The sequence below is a fragment of the Enterobacter sp. T1-1 genome, assembly GCF_000710795.1.
GTDB classification, from domain to species: domain Bacteria; phylum Pseudomonadota; class Gammaproteobacteria; order Enterobacterales; family Enterobacteriaceae; genus Enterobacter; species Enterobacter cloacae.
This window is the reverse complement of the sequence record NZ_JALW01000051.1, coordinates 116827-135570: the sequence shown is the minus strand read 5'-3', so window position 1 is coordinate 135570 and position 18744 is coordinate 116827. Positions and strand designations below refer to the sequence as shown.

Annotated in this window: 15 protein-coding genes and 1 pseudogene; 13 read left to right on the top strand and 3 right to left on the bottom strand. The window is 55.8% G+C overall.

Annotation, left to right across the window (positions count from 1 at the left end; all coding sequences use genetic code 11):
• Positions 1–294 precede the first annotated feature (294 nt).
• Positions 295–963 (top strand): GntR family transcriptional regulator, encoded by a 669-nt coding sequence (locus AK59_RS0117220; protein ID WP_013096488.1) that lies wholly within the window; start codon positions 295–297, stop codon positions 961–963.
• A 138-nt stretch (positions 964–1101) separates the two neighbouring features.
• Here the strand turns inward: AK59_RS0117220 and pqqU are convergent, their stop codons facing one another.
• Positions 1102–3216 carry a TonB-dependent receptor PqqU gene (gene pqqU / locus AK59_RS0117215; RefSeq protein WP_029883366.1) on the bottom strand — a complete coding sequence of 705 codons (2115 nt, stop codon included), beginning with the start codon at positions 3214–3216 and terminating at the stop codon, positions 1102–1104.
• Positions 3217–3460: 244 nt separating this feature from the next.
• Between pqqU and yncE the strand changes: the two genes are divergently transcribed.
• Positions 3461–4522, top strand: coding sequence for a 7-bladed beta-propeller protein YncE (gene yncE / locus AK59_RS0117210; RefSeq protein WP_029883365.1), 1062 nt, complete (start codon positions 3461–3463; stop codon positions 4520–4522).
• A gap of 93 nt (positions 4523–4615) precedes the next feature.
• Here the strand turns inward: yncE and ansP are convergent, their stop codons facing one another.
• Entirely contained in the window at positions 4616–6112 is a 1497-nt protein-coding gene (ansP, locus tag AK59_RS0117205; protein WP_020684770.1) for an L-asparagine permease, read from the bottom strand.
• 382 nt (positions 6113–6494) lie between these two features.
• On the opposite strand from ansP, the gene AK59_RS0117200 reads away from it, so the two are divergent.
• The 11 genes and pseudogenes from AK59_RS0117200 to AK59_RS0117145 all read left to right on the top strand — a co-directional run bounded on the left by AK59_RS0117200 (position 6495) and on the right by AK59_RS0117145 (position 16764).
• The gene (locus tag AK59_RS0117200; RefSeq protein ID WP_029883364.1) at positions 6495–7034 is read left to right on the top strand and encodes an AAA family ATPase; all 540 of its coding nucleotides are present in this window, start codon (positions 6495–6497) and stop codon (positions 7032–7034) included.
• 110 nt (positions 7035–7144) lie between these two features.
• Positions 7145–8164 carry an MsnO8 family LLM class oxidoreductase gene (locus tag AK59_RS0117195; protein WP_029883363.1) on the top strand — a complete coding sequence of 340 codons (1020 nt, stop codon included), beginning with the start codon at positions 7145–7147 and terminating at the stop codon, positions 8162–8164.
• On the top strand, positions 8143–9264 hold the full coding sequence (locus AK59_RS0117190) for an amidohydrolase (protein ID WP_029883362.1): 1122 nt from the start codon (positions 8143–8145) through the stop codon (positions 9262–9264). The genes AK59_RS0117195 and AK59_RS0117190 overlap by 22 nt, the downstream gene beginning before the upstream one ends.
• 16 nt (positions 9265–9280) lie before the next feature.
• Positions 9281–11543 (top strand): annotated as a pseudogene (locus AK59_RS1000000125285) (NtaA/DmoA family FMN-dependent monooxygenase).
• A gap of 9 nt (positions 11544–11552) precedes the next feature.
• Positions 11553–12062, top strand: a complete 510-nt coding sequence (locus AK59_RS0117175; RefSeq protein ID WP_013096497.1) for a GNAT family N-acetyltransferase — start codon at positions 11553–11555, stop codon at positions 12060–12062.
• Positions 12063–12071: 9 nt separating this feature from the next.
• Complete coding sequence (locus AK59_RS0117170; protein WP_023621243.1) at positions 12072–13004, top strand: amino acid ABC transporter permease; 933 nt, start codon at positions 12072–12074, stop codon at positions 13002–13004.
• Positions 12988–13761 carry an amino acid ABC transporter ATP-binding protein gene (locus AK59_RS0117165; RefSeq protein ID WP_029883359.1) on the top strand — a complete coding sequence of 258 codons (774 nt, stop codon included), beginning with the start codon at positions 12988–12990 and terminating at the stop codon, positions 13759–13761. Before AK59_RS0117170 ends, AK59_RS0117165 begins: the two co-directional genes overlap by 17 nt.
• Positions 13762–13770: 9 nt before the next feature.
• Positions 13771–14658: an ABC transporter substrate-binding protein gene (locus tag AK59_RS0117160; RefSeq protein WP_029883358.1), complete on the top strand. Its 888-nt coding sequence runs from the start codon at positions 13771–13773 to the stop codon at positions 14656–14658.
• A 41-nt stretch (positions 14659–14699) separates the two neighbouring features.
• On the top strand, positions 14700–15317 hold the full coding sequence (locus tag AK59_RS0117155; protein ID WP_029883357.1) for a glutathione S-transferase family protein: 618 nt from the start codon (positions 14700–14702) through the stop codon (positions 15315–15317).
• Positions 15318–15354: 37 nt separating this feature from the next.
• Positions 15355–15585, top strand: a complete 231-nt coding sequence (gene pptA / locus AK59_RS0117150) for a tautomerase PptA (protein ID WP_013096502.1) — start codon at positions 15355–15357, stop codon at positions 15583–15585.
• Positions 15586–15762: 177 nt separating this feature from the next.
• Positions 15763–16764, top strand: a complete 1002-nt coding sequence (locus tag AK59_RS0117145) for a Kdo(2)-lipid IV(A) acyltransferase (protein WP_029883356.1) — start codon at positions 15763–15765, stop codon at positions 16762–16764.
• A gap of 37 nt (positions 16765–16801) precedes the next feature.
• Here the strand turns inward: AK59_RS0117145 and AK59_RS0117140 are convergent, their stop codons facing one another.
• Entirely contained in the window at positions 16802–18487 is a 1686-nt protein-coding gene (locus AK59_RS0117140; protein ID WP_029883355.1) for an NAD-dependent malic enzyme, read from the bottom strand.
• Positions 18488–18744 lie beyond the last annotated feature (257 nt).

The window sequence follows — 18744 nt, the reverse complement described above, 5'->3', positions numbered from 1 at the left end:
AGGAAAAGTCGTTGTCCGGGGGGGGAAAAAAAAAAAAAAAAAAAGTTTGGGGGGGGCCCCCCCGCCATATTTATTTGTGAAGATACGATATATTGTCTTTAATTAAACCTACACAGCTTTCGTGCCTTCCTTGCGGATGAGCCAAAGAGCGATAAAAAAACCGTGTTTGTACTTTTTGATGTTTATACGCATTTCCCACCACCAGGCATGACGATACAGGATATATCGGACCAACGTCGTTTATTTAAACTGACGTTAATAAATAGCATTAAGTTTTAGCTACAGGAATTGAACATGCTTGATTTGGATCATTTAGAGAAAGCGCAAAGAATCAGTCTTACCATGCAAGTTGAAATCAGTTTGAAAGGGGCATTAATTACAGGCTCGTTGAAACCTGGCGCTCGACTGATTACCAAAGAGATTGCCGATAAATTAGGAACCAGTATCACACCGGTTCGTGAGGCACTTTTGCGTCTGGTCTCTTCAGGGGCGCTGCAGGCCACACCGGCGCAGGCGTTTCTGGTGCCGGAGGTCACGCTGGAACGCTATAACGAGATCACCGCTATCAGGAAACAACTGGAACCAATGGCGGTAGCGGCCGCCTGTCAGCATATGACGCCAGCTAAGCTTGAGACGTTGCGCAAAATGTCGGATGCCTTTCATGAGGCGATGCGCAACGGCAATGTTCAGCAGGCGCTGCACGCGAATCGCGTGTTTCGCTTCACCCTTTATCAGTATGCGGAGATGCCAACGCTCAGCGCATTAATTGAGCAGCTGTGGATACGCATCGGGCCCTGTATTAACTATCTGCATCAGGAGCTCAACGACATCAAAGCGTCGGCGTATCACAACGAGGAGTTACTTGCGGCACTGGAAAGAGGGGATGTTGAAGCCAGCCAGAAAGCGGTGGATAAACTGATTGATGAAGCTAATTCACTTTTACAGCGTCAATATTTTAGCTGAGGAATTATTTAGCAGCCAATCTATATTTCCGTCGTAAAACATTCGCCCCATGAATAAGTCCTGATGGCTCTACGCCATCAGGAACGATATTTAAGATTACGAAAGAGAAAAACAGGCAATAAAATGCCTGTTTTAGTCCTACTCGAAACGATAAGCAACCGACAGGCCAACGCCGTAGTTACGACCCGGAGCAGGTTCGTAATAACGCCCGTTGGATTCGTTGACAATCACCGAGCCGGCATACGTTTTGTCGAACAGGTTATCAACGCGACCAAAGAGATCCATGCCCCAGTTGCCATAGTTGAACTTATACCCGGTATTCAGACCGACCACCGTGTAGGACGGAGCCTTTGCCGTGTTTTCGTCGTCGGCCATGATATCGCTCATGTAACGCACGTCGGTACCCGCATACCAGCCTTCCTCAGGCTGCCAGCCAAACGAGGCAAAGCCCATATTGCGGGCAATACCCGGCATCCGGTTGCCGTTACAGTTGTCATCACCGCAGACGTTGGTGCGGTAGGTGGCGTCCAGATATGTCCATGCCATTTTCAGCTTCCAGTTTTCAGCAAACTGCTGATCGAGGGAAACTTCCATCCCCTGACGACGGGTTTTACCGGCGTTTTTGTAGCTGGTACGTCCGCCAGAGCTGGCATCCACCACAATTTCATCGTCGGTGTCGGTGCGGAACAGGGCCGCGGTCAGCAGGCCATTGCCGATGCGGGTTTTGCTACCCACTTCATAGGTATTGTTGGTGGACGGTTTCAGGCCAATGTTCAGGCCGCCCTGGTTATCCGCGCGGTAGGAGAGTTCATTGATGGTGGGGGTTTCAAATCCGCGACCTGCCGCAGCGTAAAGGTTCCACGCGTCGGTCACGGCATACTTCACCGCCCCGGCCGGGAGCCACTTGTGATAGCTCGCGTCGCCGCTGTCGTCGCCGTTGCCTGGCGTAACGTAATGATCGTTGGAATCAAACCAGACGGAGCTGTAACGCACTCCGGCATCCACAGAGAGTTTCTGGGTTAACTGCCAGCGGGTTTGCAGGTAAGGATCAACGTTCCACATCAGGTTACGTTCGTTGCGTCGCTTGTCGCCTTTTACGCCGTACTCCGGTACGCCGTTGTTCATCACGAAATTCTCATACCCGCGACGATCTTCGCTCATGTTTTCGTAGTTCAGGCCGGTGGTAAAGGTCACCGGCACCAGCAGTTCGCCGCGGTGCGTCCAGCGTGTATCGATGCCCTGATAGTGACGCTGCATATCAATCACGCCGCCAGAGTGAGAGGGGCGCAGCTGTGGCTGATAAGGGATCGACTGGTACTGGGTCATTTCACGCTCGCCGGCGTACATCATGACGCTGAGATCGTCCTGCGCGCTGAGCTGGCGGTCATAGCGCAGCCCGGCCTGGGTCTGCTTGATGGTTTTGCGCGTGTTGTACTGATCGCCACGCGGAGACTGGCGCGGGTTATCCTGCCACTCCTGGTAATTCAGTCCACCCGGATCGTTGGCTTTCATGTCCACGCTGTTAAAGATCAGCGTCAGCTTGCTGGCATCGTCAATCCGCACGCCCAGTTTGGCGTTGGCGAGATTCTTCCGCGCACCGCTGTGATCGCGGTAGCCTTTGGTGGTGAAGCGGGTGGTGGATACGGTGTAATCCACATCGCCCGCGTGTGTGCCGTCGCCCATCGCGCCGGTGGCTTTCATCCCGTAGCGCCAGGTACCGTAACTGCCGTAATAGCTGCTGGCCTCAATGGTCGGCGGCTGTTGACCGGTCTGGGTGTTGATGTTGATCACGCCGCCGGAGGCGTTGCCATACAGGGCAGAGAAGGGACCGCGCAGCACTTCCACGCTCTCCACGCTGGAGAGATCGATGTTAGAGGTCTGGCCCTGGCCGTCTGGCATGGTCGCCGGGATCCCGTCCACGTACATTCGAATACCGCGCACCCCGAAGGTGGAGCGGGCACCAAAGCCACGCATCGACAGCTGCAGATCCTGGGCGTAGTTCTGGCGGTTCTGAATTTGCAGGCCCGGGACGCTACCAAGCGATTCCGAGAGGTTAATGCGTGGCGCGGCGTGACGCATATCATCGCCGTTCACGACGCTGACCGCCGCCGGGGTATCAAGCTCCGATACCGTTTGTGGGGTGGCGCTGACGATCAGGGTCTGTTCATCCGCGCCCATTGCGGTGAGGGGCGAAAAGATAACAGGAGCCAGCAGCAGTGGAAGCGTAGCCCTATGGGCAGAAATGATTTTCATGAAATAAACCGGTTAAGGATAAGAAACGTACCAAATGGAACATGTGCATATATGTTAAAACTTTTGTAAATGCTTTGAAAACTATAACCGCACATTGCGTTAAGGAAAGGCGAAACGGAAAAGAAAAACTCCACATTTTGCTGATTAATGATTACTATTCTCATTAACAAAACGGCAATGCCATGACGTTGCCGACCGGAAGTGATGTCAGCAGTACACCCCCTCTTGTGAAAAAGGAATTGTTATGTCTTTACGTCATCTGTGCTCGCCGCGTCTGCGTCGTTCTCTGTTGTGTAGCGCTTTACTGCTTGCCGGTACCTTCCAGGTGCATGCTGGCGAAGAGATGTTGCGCAAAGCGGTAGGCAAAGGCGCGTATGAAATGGCCGTGAGCCAGCAGGAGAATGCGCTGTGGGTTGCGACATCACAAAGCCGTAAAATGGATAAAGGCGGAATTGTGTATCGCCTCGATCCGGTCACACTGGACGTGACGCAAGTTATTCATAACGATCTTAAACCGTTTGGCGCCACCCTGGATTCGGCCTCCCAGACGCTGTGGTTGGGTAACACCATCAATGGCGCCGTAACCGCCATTGATGCCAAAACGGGCGAGGTGAAAGGGCGCCTGGTTCTGGACGACCGCAAACGCAGTGACACGGTCAAACCGCTGCAGCCACGCCAGCTGGTGGCGGATGATGCCACCCACACCGTGTACATCACCGGGGTCGGTAAAGAGAGCGTGATCTGGGTAGTGGATGGCACAACGCTGAAGCTGAAGGACACCATCGCCAATACCGGTACTTACGGCACCGGCCTCGCGCTGGATGCGCAGGCGAAACGACTCTATACCACCAACGCCGACGGCGAACTGGTGACAATTGATACCGCCAGCAACAAAATCATCAGCCGCAAAAAGGTGCAGGATGATGGTAAAGAGCACTTCTATCTGAACCTGAGTCTTGATACGGCCGGGCAGCGTGCCTTCCTGACCGATTCAAAACAGCCGGAAGTGCTGGTGGTGAGCCTGAAAGATGGCAGCGTGATTGAGAAGATCGCGACGCCAGAGTCGCTGGCGGTGCTCTTTAACCCGACGCGCAACGAAGCGTACGTGACGCATCGTGAAGCCGGAAAGGTGAGCGTGATTGATACCAAAACCTACAAAGTGACGAAAACCTTCGACACGCCGGTCTATCCAAACAGCCTGGCGCTCTCTGCCGATGGCAAAACGTTGTACGTGACGGTGAAACAGAAATCCTCCCGTCAGCAGGAAGCGACCCAGCCTGACGATGTGGTACGTATCGCGCTCTAATGTGGGCATTGCCCGGAGGCGCTGCGCTTACCGGGCCTACAAAACCCTGAAATGTAGGCCGGGTAAGGCGAAGCCGCCACCCGGCTTTTTTTATTAACGCGAGGTCTCTTCCACCAGCGGGCCGTCGTGTTTTTCATCGTCATGATGAACCGGCGCGGTGCTGTGGATTTCATGCACGCGCTTACGCACGCCAAACCAGCCGGCAATCAGCAGAACGGCCAGCAGCGGAATGGTGGCGATGGTATAGGTGCCGTTCGGGTAGTCGAACGCCATCAGTACCAGCACGCTGAACAGGAACAGCAGGGTAAGCCATGAGGTCACCGGAGCACCCGGCATCTTGAAGCTCACGTCAGCCGCTTTGCCCTCTTTAATGGCTTTGCGCAGACGCATCTGGCAGACCACGATAAAGGCCCAGGAGGCGATAATCCCCAGCGCGGCCACGTTCAGCACGATTTCGAACACGCGGGACGGCACCAGGTAGTTCAGGAACACGCCAAACACGTAGACCACCAGCGTCGCCAGGATACCGGCATATGGTACCTGCTGCTTGCTCATCTTCGACATAAACTTCGGCGCAGAGCCGCCCATCGACATGGAGCGCAGAATACGGCCGGTAGAATAGAGGCCAGAGTTGAGGCTGGAGAGCGCCGCGGTCAGCACCACGATGTTCATGATACTGCCCACGTATGGTACGCCGAGCTTAGAGAAGAAGGTCACAAACGGGCTCTGACCCGCCTGGTAGGCGTTCCATGGCAGCAGCAGAACCAGCAGCACCACAGAACCCACATAGAACAGACCGATACGCCAGATCACGCTGTTAATGGCTTTTGGCACCATGGTCTGCGGGTCTTTACATTCGCCCGCCGCCGTACCTACCAGCTCGATAGAGGCAAAGGCGAACACCACGCCCTGCACCAGAACCAGCGCCGGCAGCAGACCGTGCGGGAAGAAGCCGCCGTTATCGGTTATCAGATGGAAGCCGGTTGCATTGCCGTCCAGCGGCTTACCGCTGCCAAGGAAGACGGTACCGACGACCAGGAAAATCACAATCGCCAGCACTTTTACCAGTGCAAACCAGAACTCCATCTCGGCGAACCACTTCACGCCGATCATGTTCATGGTGCCGACAATCGCCAGGGCGCCAAGCGCAAAGACCCACTGCGGGATATCGCCAAACGCGCCCCAGTAGTGCATATACAGCGCAACGGCAGTGATATCGACGATACCGGTCATCGCCCAGTTAACGAAGTACATCCAGCCAGCGACATAGGCGGCTTTTTCACCGAGAAATTCGCGGGCGTAAGAGACAAAGCTGCCGCTGGAAGGGCGATGCAGTACCAGTTCGCCCAGCGCGCGAAGAATGAAGAAGGAGAAGATCCCGCACACCAGATAGACGAGGGCGAGAGCCGGGCCAGCCATCTGCAGACGTGCACCAGCACCTAAAAACAGACCTGTACCGATAGCGCCGCCGATGGCGATCATTTGAACCTGACGGTTGCCCATCGCTTTGTGGTAGCCCTCTTCATGGGAGTTTAACCAGCGACGTTTAGCAGCATGATGATCGGCTGCGCTTTTATTGCTTGTTTTCATTGAGTTACCTGTTTGCCTGTCTGAACCATTATCGTGATAGTCCTGCCTGGCAGAGAGCATACAAACGATTGCTTCTGCGCAAACACATGTCGCCTTCCCAGTCATTCTGCGTATGGATAAGGCGAAACATGGCGAGGCATCCTACCTGCAATTGATAAGCGACGCAAAATATAACCGTGCCGAAAGTGATGCACGTCGAAGGAAATCGTGTGGTCAGAGCAGACGGGGATCACAACGCGCTGAATCGTGGTGAGTTTTTAGACAAAAGATTCGCGGATTGATGATTTAAACATCAGTGGTGCTTATCAGTTGCTCAGTGGAACTAGCGGAAGGTAAACGCTATGATCGGTTTGGTTTTTATTCTGCCAGAACGAGGCTAACGGTGAAAATTAATGTAATCGGCACCAGCGGAAGTGGAAAAACCACGCTGGCAAGACGGATCGCTGATGAGCTGGCTATTCCTTATATTGAGATGGACAGGCTTTACTGGCGCCCGAACTGGCAGGGCACAGCAGATGATGCGTTTCTGGAAAAACTGGAGCATGCATTAAGCGCTTCTCAAAACTGGGTGCTCGATGGCAACTATAACCGCACGCGCCCTGTTAAATGGCGCAATGTGGATCTGGTCGTCTGGGTGGACTATGGATTTGTCCGTACGCTGTATCAGGCCGTTATCCGGGCGATCAAGCGGGCCTGGCATCAACACGAACTCTGGCCGGGAACGGGCAATAAAGAGAGTTTCCGGCGCGCCTTCTTCAGCAGAGAGTCCATTATCATCTGGACGATTAAAACCTGGCGCAACAACCGCAGGCGTTATCAGGTCGATATGCAAAACCCGGACTACGCACACATACGCTTTATCCGTATTACCCGCCGCGCTCAGGCGGAAACGCTGATTTCCTCCTTAAAGTCTTATTCTTAACAGGGTTTTATATATCTGATTTCCGGCAAACCAAATGTAAATTAATTGTTTCTCAGCGGTGAAATACGCCTTTATTAATAACGACATGTTAAGTCAAACGAGAACGCAACATGTCCTGGCGAATCAGCATTCTGGATAAAAGCCCCATCGCTGAAAATGAAACAGCCGCCGATGCGCTGGCGCGAACCCTGGCGCTGGCGCAACAGGCGGAAACTCTCGGTTATCACCGTTTCTGGATTGCCGAACACCACAACACCCCACAGTTGGCCAGCCCCTCGCCGGAGTTATTGATTGCCTGGATCCTCGGGCAGACAACGCGTATCCGCGTGGGATCGGGCGGCGTCATGCTGCAACACTACAGCCCGTATAAAGTTGCAGAAAATTTCAATCTCCTGGCTGCCCTGGCTCCCGGACGCGTGGATCTGGGCGTTGGAAAAGCGCCTGGCGGTCTGCCGCTCTCCACCCGCGCGTTGCAACTCGGTCTGAATCAGCAGGAAAAGGGCAGCTTTGCCGAACAGCTGGCGCAGCTCGATAGCTGGATCCGTCCTGAAAATCAGTCCGCGGAGGAGGCGGTGCGCGCCACGCCGTTGCCGCCGGTTCCGGCGCAGGGATTTCTGCTGGGGGCGAGTGTCGAAAGTGCTCTGCTGGCCGCAAAGCTCAACTGGCATTTTGTCTTTGCTGCTCACCTGAATGGCGATCCCGACCTGCTGCGCGAGGTCATCACCACCTGGCGTGAACACAGCGCCCGGGAGGTGATTGTGGCGGTGCAGGTCATTGTGGCGGACTCTCAGGCCCAGGCGCACTCGCTGGCACAAAAGGTTGAAGTCTGGGGCGTGGAGCTGGCAAACGGCCAGCGCGTTACGGTGGCCAGCGAAGAGCAAGCCTATGCGTTTGCGCGTCAGGCAGGCAGCGAGCCGCTGCGTATAGCGCGTCGCGCGCAGTCGCTGGTGGCCGGGACCGCTGAGTCGGTACTGGCACAACTGGACGCCCTGCATCACCAGTGGGGTATTGACGAATTCATTATCGACACACCGGGTGTGGACGGCGCCGCGCGCGTGCAGTCCCTGCGTCTGCTGGCGCAGGCGCGACTTAACAGGGAGGTCAACGTATGCGTTTTGGCGAACAACTGATTGCCTGGCGTCGTGAGCTGCACCAGCACCCGGAGCTGTCGGGCCAGGAGGTGGAAACAACCGCCCGTTTGCACCAGTGGCTGACCCATGCCGGTATTACGCCGCTACCTTATGACTTGCCTACCGGGCTGGTGGCGGAGATCGGCAACGGCAACAAACTGATTGCCCTGCGGGCGGACATTGATGCCTTACCGATCGAAGAGCGCAGCGGGGTGGCGTTTAGCTCGCAGCGTGCGGGAGTGATGCACGCCTGCGGTCATGACATCCACACCAGCGTGATCCTCGGGGCGGCATTAAAACTAAAAGAACGTGAAGCGTTGCTCAACGGTCGCGTGCGGATCCTGTTCCAGCCTGCCGAAGAGAACTTTGGCGGTGCGAAGAGCATGGTGCGGGCCGGGGCGTTACGTGATGTCAGCGCCATCTTCGGTATGCACAACGAGCCGGGGTTGCCGGTGGGTGAATTTGCCACCCGCGGCGGGCCGTTCTATGCCAACGTCGATCGGTTTGTGATCCGCATTACCGGCAAAGGTGCTCATGCCGCACGGCCTCATGAAGGCAACGACGCGATTGTGCTGGCAAGCCAGCTTGTTACCGCGTTGCAGAGCGTCGCCAGTCGCAACGTGAATACGCTGGACTCCGTTGTGCTGAGCGTAACGCGCATTGCGGGCGGCAATACCTGGAACGTCCTGCCGGAAAGCGTTGAGCTGGAAGGGACGCTGCGCACGCATCGCACGGAAGTTCAACAGAACGTCAAAGCGCGTGTCGGTGAAATCGCCGCCGGATTCGCCAGCGCCTTCAGTGCTCAGATTGATATCACCTGGTATGCCGGACCGACTGCGCTGGTCAATGACGAGCATTGGGCGGCGTTTGCCACGTCGGTCGCCCGGGAAGCGGGGTATGAAACGCAGCATGCCGAGTTGCATATGGGCGGAGAGGATTTTGCAGTCTATCTGCAGCAGATCCCCGGCGCGTTTGTCAGCATTGGTAGCAATAGCCCGTATGGTTTACATCACCCGGCCTTTAATCCGGACGAAGCATTAATTGAGCCGGCTGCCCGTTATTTTGCACAGCTTGCGGAAAAAGCCCTGCAACACGTTTAATTCAGAAGAGGTGAATATGTCTGCAACCCGACAATTGCGGCTGGGGACCATTTTGCACGGTGCTTCCGGGAATATGTCCGCCTGGCGCCATCCTGCGGCGGTGGCCGATGCCAGTATTAATTTTGATTTCGTCAAAGCGACGGCGTTAAAAGCAGAGGAGGGCAAGCTCGACTTTTTATTCGTAGCCGATGGCCTCTACATAAATGAGAAATCAATCCCGCATTTTTTAAATCGCTTTGAGCCGTTAACGGTGCTCTCCGCGCTGGCGAGCATTACCTCGCGTCTGGGGCTGGTGGGCACGTTATCCACCTCCTACAGCGAACCTTTTACCGTGGCGCGCCAGTTTGCCAGCCTGGATCATCTCAGCAACGGCCGCGCGGGCTGGAACGTCGTGACCTCGCCGCTGGAAGGGTCGGCAAGGAACTTCTCGCGTGAAAAACACCCCGAGCACGCGCTGCGCTACCGCATTGCGGATGAGTATCTCGATGTGGTGAAAGGGCTGTGGGACTCGTGGGAAGGCGATGCCTTTGTGCGCAACAAAGAGAGTGGTCAGTTTTTTGACCCCGCCAAACTGCATACCCTGGATCACCGTGGTGATTTCTTCCAGGTCGCCGGGCCGCTCAATATTGGTCGCACGCCGCAGGGACGTCCGATTGTGTTCCAGGCGGGCGCATCGGACGACGGTAAAAAGCTGGCTGCGAAGCATGCCGATGCGATCTTCACCCACCATGAAACTCTCGAAGAAGCACAAGCGTTCTACCGCGATGTGAAGCAGCAGCTGGAAAACAACGGTCGTCGTGCCTCTGATTTGCACATCTTCCAGGGCGTGAGCGTGATTGTCGGAAAAGATGCCGAAGATGTGGAAAACCAGTACCAGACCACCGCGGCGCTGGTGTCGGTTAAGGATGCGCTCAATTATCTCGGACGCTATTTCGAACATCACGATTTCAGCCAGTATCCGCTCGACGCGCCGTTCCCGGACCTCGGCGATCTGGGAAAAAACAGCTTCCGCAGCACCACGGATGAGATAAAGCGCAATGCCCGCGAACGTCATCTGACGCTGCGTCAGGTCGCGCTGGAAGCGGCCTCACCACGCCCCCGTTTTTCCGGTACGCCGGAGCAGGTGGCGGACGGCCTGCAGGCGTGGTTCGACGGCTATGCAGCCGACGGCTTCATCATCCAGGGCGGGACACCCGATACCTTCCCGCGCTTTGTTGACCAGGTGGTGCCGGTGCTACAGGCCCGCGGCCTGTTTCGCACTGACTACGCCGGGACCACGCTGCGCGACAGCCTGGGCCTGGACGAACCCAAAAATAAGTTCACACAACAATAAAAGAGAACCCGCTATGCAGAAACCATCGCTTATTCTGGCGCTCGCGCTGGCCTTTACCCCTGCCGTCTGGGCAGAGAATGTGAACATTAACGGCACCGGCGTGAGCATTGAGGCCAACAAAACGCCGATCAATACCGCCAAAAACGGCGATGCCATCGCGCAGTTGCCGAAAGATTATCGCTTTGCCGTGCCGGGGAAATTTACCGTCGCGGTGGCGGGCCTCAATCAACCGCCGCTGACGGTTTTCTCGGATGACAACAAAACGCTTCTGGGAAGCGAAGTTGACGTGGCCCGTCTGGTGGCGGATAGCCTCGGGCTGGAGCTGAACGTGGTGCCAACCTCCTGGGAGGACTGGCCGCTGGGGGTGGCCTCCGGGAAATACGATGCGGCGATCAGCAACATCACCGTGACTAAAGCGCGTAAGGAGAAGTTTGATTTCGCCACCTACCGTAAGGATTCGCTCGGTTTCTATGTGAAATCAACCAGTCCAATCACATCCCTGCAGAAGGCGGAGGACATTGCCGGGCTGCGGATTATTGTGGGCTCAGGCACTAACCAGGAGGCCATCCTGCTGGCATGGAACGCCGAAAACCTTAAGAAGGGACTGAAACCGTTTACCCCGGTCTACACCAAAGATGACGCGGCACAAACGCTGGCGCTCCAGTCCGGGCGTGCGGATGCGTATTTTGGCCCAAACGTGATTGGCGCGTGGAAAGCGGCGCTGACCGGTAAAACCAAACTGGTGGGAAGCGTTGACGGCGGCTGGCCGAAGGCGGCGCATATCGCGGTGACGCTGAAAAAAGGCAGCGGCCTGGTGGAACCGGTGCAGACCGCGCTTAATGGCGCGATCAAAAACGGCGATTACGACAAAGTGCTGAACCGCTGGGGAGAAGGGGTGGAACGCATCCCGCAGTCGGAAGTCAACCCGGCCGGTCTGGGTGATTAAGGAGGCGTTATGAGCGAACAATTTCGTGACGTTTCGCCGGAAGATGCCGATCTTCAGCCCATCATCAATGGGCTGTTCGGTGAATACGCTGCCCGCTACGGTGACTATTTTTCGAAAGATGCTGAGGTCGAGCTCACCGAGTGGTATCTGGCGCCGCAGGGGCTGTTTATCGTCCTGGAGCGTGACGGGAAGATTATTGCCACCGGGGCGTACAAACCCTTCGACGAACGCACCGCAGAAATCAAACGCATCTGGACGGACAAAAGCCTGCGTCAGCAGGGGCTTGCCGGGCGCGTGGTGCAGGAGCTGGAGCGCCGGGCGGTGCTGGCAGGCTACAGCCAGATCTACCTGACCACCGGTTTTCGCCAGCCGGAAGCGGTACGGCTCTATCTTAGCCAGGGTTACCAGCCGCAGTTCGATCTCAACCGCGATCCGGAAGAGTACAGCCAGCCCCCGTTTGATGGTCGGTTGCGTTTCACCAAAACGCTGGTTCGTGAAGCGTTAAGTAAAACCGCATGAGGTACGATGATGAGCAACGTTGAAACCATAAAAGTGGTCCCGGCGCGTTATCCGCTGCGGGCCGTCGGTGCCGTGGTGGCGCTGTTTGTCCTGGCGGTCGTTGTCCAGTCCGTCGCCTTTAACCCGCGCTGGGAGTGGTCTGTGTTTGCCCGCTGGTTCTTCGACCCGGTGATCCTTGAAGGCGTCGGCCAGACATTACTGCTGACGCTGATCGGCACCGCGCTGAGCGTGATTTTGGGCGGTATGCTGGCGCTGGCGAGACTCTCGTCATCCTGGCTGCTGAGCAGCCTGGCCTGGGGCTATATCTGGCTGTTTCGCTCGCTGCCCCTGATTGTAGTGCTGATCATCCTTTATAACTTTTCCTATCTCTACGACACGCTCTCGCTCGGGGTGCCGTTCACCGGCATGACCTGGGGCAGCTTTGAAACCATCAATGTGCTGGGGCAATTCTCTACCGCCGTTGTCGGGCTAACGCTGGTGCAGAGCGCCTATACCGCGGAGATCATTCGCGGGGGCTTCCTCGGCGTGGATCATGGTCAGTATGAAGCGGCCGCTGCGTTGGGGCTACCGGCCTGGCGTCGTACGGTGCGGATCATTCTGCCTCAGGCGCTGCGCACCATACTGCCGTCCGGGTTTAACGAAATCATCAGTCTCGCGAAGGGGACGGCGATGGTTTACGTGCTGGCCATGCCGGAGCTGTTCTACACCATCCAGATGATTTACAACCGCACGCAGGAGGTGATCCCGCTGCTGATGGTGGGGGCCGCCTGGTACCTGGTGATTACCACCGTGTTGTCCGCTATCCAGTATGGTGTTGAGCGGGGACTGGCCCGCAGCGAACGTCGCTCGGCGGTGAATCAGAACCGTACCCTCAGCCGTACCCGTTCCCGTTCCGTCACCACCACGCCCGCACAGGAGCCCGTCCATGCAAGCCTCTCATGAAGGACATATTTCCATTACCGGCGTCAGTAAATTCTTTGGTCGCCATAAAGCGCTCGATAACGTGTCGCTTGAGATCCCACCGGGCTCCGTCACGGTGATCCTCGGACCGTCCGGCTCCGGTAAATCGACCCTGCTGCGCACCATCAACCACCTTGAGCGCGTCGACGAAGGGTTTATTCAGATTGACGGGGATTACATCGGCTATCGCCGTCGGGGTGACAAACTCTACGAGTTAAAAGAGAAAGAGATCCTCAAACAGCGCGTCAATGTGGGTTATGTGTTCCAGAACTTTAATCTCTTCCCGCATCTCACGGTGCTGGAAAACCTGATTGAAGCGCCTGTCGCCCATAAAAAAATGAGCAAAAAAGAGGCCGTTGAGCAGGCGTATAGCCTGCTGGATGTGGTGGGGCTGCGTGATAAAGCGGATGCCTGGTCGCGCCATCTCTCCGGCGGGCAGCAGCAGCGCATCGCCATTGCCCGCGCGCTGGCGCTGCGTCCGCGCGTCATACTGTTTGATGAACCCACCTCGGCGCTAGACCCGGAGCTGGTGGGCGAAGTGCTGGATGTCATCAAGAAACTTGCCCGTTCCGGCACCACGCTGGTGGTGGTCACCCATGAGATCGGCTTCGCCAGAGAAGTGGCTGATCAGGTGGTGTTTATGGTCGACGGTAAAATTGTGGAGCAGGGCAGCAGCGACGAGGTGCTGAACCGGCCATCGCACGCGCGAACGCGTCAGTTCCTTTCCCGAGTCCTGTAAGGAGTACCCATGAAATATGGACTTCTGGCAGGGCTGGCCTTTACCGCCGCCAGCCATGCCAGTATTGATTTAAAAGCCAACGAGCAGCCGCTGCCGGTGACGGTGGATCAGCAGGCGGTGGCGAAGATCCCCGCTCATTACAAATTTGTCGAGCCGGGAACGCTCACGGTGGCCATTTCTGCGCTTAACTCACCGCCGCTGGCCCTGCTTGCCAGCGACAACCGTACGCGAATCGGCAGCGATCCGGATATCGCCCGGCTGCTGGCAGGCAGCCTGGGGCTAAAACTGAAGCTCGTTCCCACCGCCTGGGAAGACTGGCCGCTGGGGATCACTTCCGGGCGCTATGACGTGGCGCTGGTGAACATTGCGGTGACCGAACAGCGCAAAGAGAAGTTTGATTTTGCGACCTATCGCGTCGATTCGCTGGCGTTTACGGTGAAATCCACCAGTCCGGTGCGGTCGATTAACGGTCCTGAAGATCTTGCGGGTAGAAAGGTTATTGTCGGATCCGGCACCAATCAGGAGCGCATCCTGTTAGGCTGGAACGAGGAGAATAAAAAGGCCGGGCGTGAGCCCGCGCTGCCGGTGTACCTGACGGATGATGCCTCGGGCAATCTTTATATTCAGTCCGGGCGGGCGGATGTGTTCTTTGGACCACAGTCGGTCGCGGCGTATAAAGCCGCGCTGACCGGTAAAACGCGCGTTGTCGGGCTGGGCCCGAAAAAAGCGTATGTCGCCACGACCACCAAAAAAGGCAATCAACTGGTCTACGCCCTGCAGGCCGCGCTGGACGGCGCGATCACGCGCGGGGAGTATCAGAAGGTGCTGGCGCGCTGGGGAGAGCAGGGCGAAGCGGTGACACACTCGGAGGTTAACCCGCCTGGGATCACGTATTAATTGTGCTCTACACTTAGGATTTTCACTCCTGAGAGGGCAACATGATCAAACTTTATGGTGCACCCGGCTGGGGCTCGGCAATCAGCGAAGTGATGCTGACTCTGGCAGACATCCCTTACGAGTTTATTAATGTGGACGGGTTTGATGCGCCCGGTCCGCAGCGCGAATTGCTGCAAAGGCTCAATCCATTGTGTCAGGTGCCGACGCTGGCGCTGGAAAATGGCGCGATCATGACCGAAACAGCCGCCATCGCCCTGATGGTGCTCGACAGGTGTCCCGATCTGGCGCCGCCCGTCGGACAGGCAGAACGTCAGCAATTTCAACGCTTGCTTATCTGGTTTGTCGCGAACGTCTATACGACCTTTACCTATGCCGATTATCCCGAACGCTGGGTGCCTGACGCACCGGAACAACTGAAGAAAAATTGTATCGAATACCGCAAATCCCTCTATTTGTGGTTCGATAGCCAGCTCAAAGCGGCCCCGTTTGCGCTGGGTGAACAGCTTACGCTACTCGACGTCTATATTGCGGTCGCACGTACCTGGGGGCCACGGCATGCGTGGTTTGCCGAGAATACGCCAAAGATAACGGCCATTGCAGACGCCGTGTGTCAGCTTCCTGAACTGCACAAGGTGTTAAAGGCAAACGGCATTATCTGATAACGTGTAAACCTGATTCATAACAGGAAGCCTGCATATGCCACATGTAGATATCAAATGTTTTCCCCGGGATTTAAACGACGAACAAAAAAACGCGCTGGCGGCTGATATTGCCGAGGTGATAATTCGTCATTTCAACAGTAAAGACAGTTCAGTGTCGGTGGCGTTAAACCAGGTTAATCCTGAAGACTGGAAAGCGCAGGTCTGGGACAGCGAAATTGGCCCGAAGCTGGATTCGTTGATTAAAAAGCCCGGCTATTCGATGTAATTTTATTTGCCGGGCAGCGGCCTCGTTGACCCGGCATTTAAGTTTCTCGCGACATTTCGCAAAAATCGATAATACGATCCTGTGGCGTTTCCGTTACACTTTCCCTCTCTAAAACTTTCACGAAATCATCTGGTAAGCACAGCAGTTGCGTTAAATTCAGTACAGGATAATTTTCTCATGACAAAATTACCTCAGTTCTCACTCGCCTTTTTTCATCCTCGTTACTGGCTCAGCTGGACAGGCATTGCAGCGCTCTGGTGCATTGTGCAGCTCCCGTATTCCCTTTTATTAAGAATCGGACACGGGCTTGGTCGTCTGGCCATGCGTTTGCTTCCCCGTCGTGTGGACATCGCTCGCCGCAACCTTGAGCTCTGTTTTCCCGACATGAAGAAGGATGAGCGCGAAAAGCTACTGCAGCGTAATTTTGAATCGGTTGGCATGGGCGTCATCGAAACCGGGATCGCCTGGTTCTGGCCTGACTGGCGGGTGCGTAAATGTTTCAGCGTCAGCGGATATGAACATATGGAAGAGGCCCGGGCGCGCGGAAATGGCGTGGTGCTCATCGGTATGCATTTTCTCACGCTTGAACTGGGGGCGAGGATCTTTGGCATGCTCAACCCGGGTGTCGGTGTTTATCGCCCTAACAATAATGCGCTGCTGGACTGGCTGCAGACGCGCGGCCGTCTGCGCTCAAATAAAACCATGCTGGATCGCTACGACCTGAAGGGCATGATCCGCGCCCTGAAGCAGAATGACATTCTCTGGTATGCCCCGGATCATGACTACGGTAAAACCAACAGCGTCTTTGTACCGTTCTTTGCAGTTCCTGATGCCGCGACAACTGCCGGAAGTTATATGCTGGTGAAGAGTGCCAGACCGGCGGTGATCCCGTTCGTTCCACGCAGAAAGGCAGACGGCAGCGGTTACGAACTGATTATTCTTGAAGATATCGGCGAAACGCTGCAGGGCGGTGATAAAGCGTCGGTAGCCACGCAAATGAACAGGGCGATTGAGCGCGCGGTGCTGATGGCGCCGGAGCAATATATGTGGTTGCACCGACGCTTCAAAACCCGTCCTGAAGGCCAGCCGGACAGATATGCGCGCAAAAAAAGCGTGGTCACTTCCAACAGAACTGTATCTACAGGCGACATGCCTGAACAGTCAGGCATTCAGCACTAAAGTATGCCCTCACCGTAACGTGAGGGCAGGCCGACGGCTACAGCGCAGCCCTGCGGTACGGGGCATAATCTGCTTGCCACCAGGTCTCTTCAATCCGCGCCAGCAACATCTCATCCTCCATGGCTGGCGCAACACCTTGCTCAATGGCCGCTCGGGCGACGGCAAACGCGATATGGCGTGACACCGTTTCTATATGATCCACCGGCGGCAATAACCCGCCTTTTTCGGTTGTCACCAGCGGCGACTGCGCGGCCAGGCTGCGGCTTGCCGCCATCAGCATCTCCTCGGTGACCCGGCGTGCATGGCAGGCCAGAATACCCAGCCCCAGCCCGGGGAATACATAGGCGTTATTACACTGGGCAATATCGTACTGCTCGCCCTGCCAGAACACCGGCGCAAACGGGCTGCCGGTGGCGACGAGCGCGGCGCCCTGTGTCCAGGCAATGAGGTCCTGCGGTTGCGCCTCCGCGCGGGATGTGGGGTTAGAAAGCGGCATAATCACCGGACGCGGGCAGTGGCGATGCATCTCTTTCACAATCTCTTCGCTGAAGAGGCCCGGCTGGCCTGAGACCCCAATCATTACCGTCGGATGCGCGTTTTTAACCACGTCCAGCAGCGAAATATTGTTCGACTCAACCTGCCAGTCGCGGATCGCCTCGCGCGCCGTGAGCAGGTTTTTCTGGAAGTCGAGGAGGTTGGTCATATCGTCAGTCAGCAGGCCAAAGCGATCGACCATAAAGACCCGACTGCGGGCTTCGGCTTCGGTTAGCCCGTCATCCATCATTAGCGCCACGATTTTTTCGGCGATGCCGCAACCGGCGGATCCGCTCCCCAGGAAGACCACGCGCTGATCGCGAACACGGGTCCCGGCAGCATGGGCGGCAGCAATCAGCGTGCCCGCGGTCACGGCGGCGGTACCCTGGATATCGTCGTTGAAACAGCACAGCTGGTCGCGGTAGCGCTGCAGCAGTCTGGTGGCGTTTTTCTGCGCGAAATCCTCAAACTGCAGCAATACATTGGGCCAGCGCTGCTTCACGGTACTGATAAACATGTCCATAAACTCGGCGTACTGATCGTCGCTGATACGTGGGTGACGCCAGCCCATATACATGGGATCGTCCAGATGCTGCTGATTATTGGTACCGACATCGAGCATAATCGGCAGGGTAGACGCCGGGTGGATCCCGCCGCAGGCGGTATATAACGAGAGTTTTCCAATGGGTATTCCCATCCCACCAATTCCCTGATCGCCCAGCCCCAGAATACGCTCTCCGTCGGTCACGACGATGACGCGAATATCATTGCGTGAGAAGCTTTGCAGCATTTCATCAATACGGTGACGATTGGGCCAGGAAATAAACAGCCCACGCGCGCGGCGATAAATAGTCGAGAAGTGTTCGCACGCTTCTCCTACCGTGGGGGTATAGATAATGGGTAACGTCTCTTTCAGGTGCGAACGCAGCAGGTTGTAAAACAGCGTCTCATTCGTATCCTGGATATTACGCAGATAAACGTGGCGGGAAATATCGCTTTTAAAATGACAGAATTGTACCCAGGCGCGTTCGGTTTGTTCCTCGATGGTTTCAACGTTGTGTGGCAACAAACCGTGCAGATTAAAGTTATCACGTTCTTCTTTAATAAATGCGAGCCCTTTATTTAATAACGGGTTTTCCAGTAATACGGCGCCGCTATAAGGGGTATACAGTACTTCTTTGCGAGACATGAATGACTCCTGAATTTCAATAATCGGATAAGGTTCAGTTGTAGGCGCAGGTTTATTTATGTCTTTGGTTTCGCGCTAATCTAGCGGTTAAGGATCATAGGCGTAGTGATAACGGTCACAGTCTTTCTGGTTTAATTAATTTCAAAACACCGACGCGGCGATTAAAAACTTTAGTTACGAAAAGATGAATTAAGTTATTTAAAAACAAATTCTCGTGCTGTTCACATTTCCGGCGAAATCGCCATGCTAATTTCTCG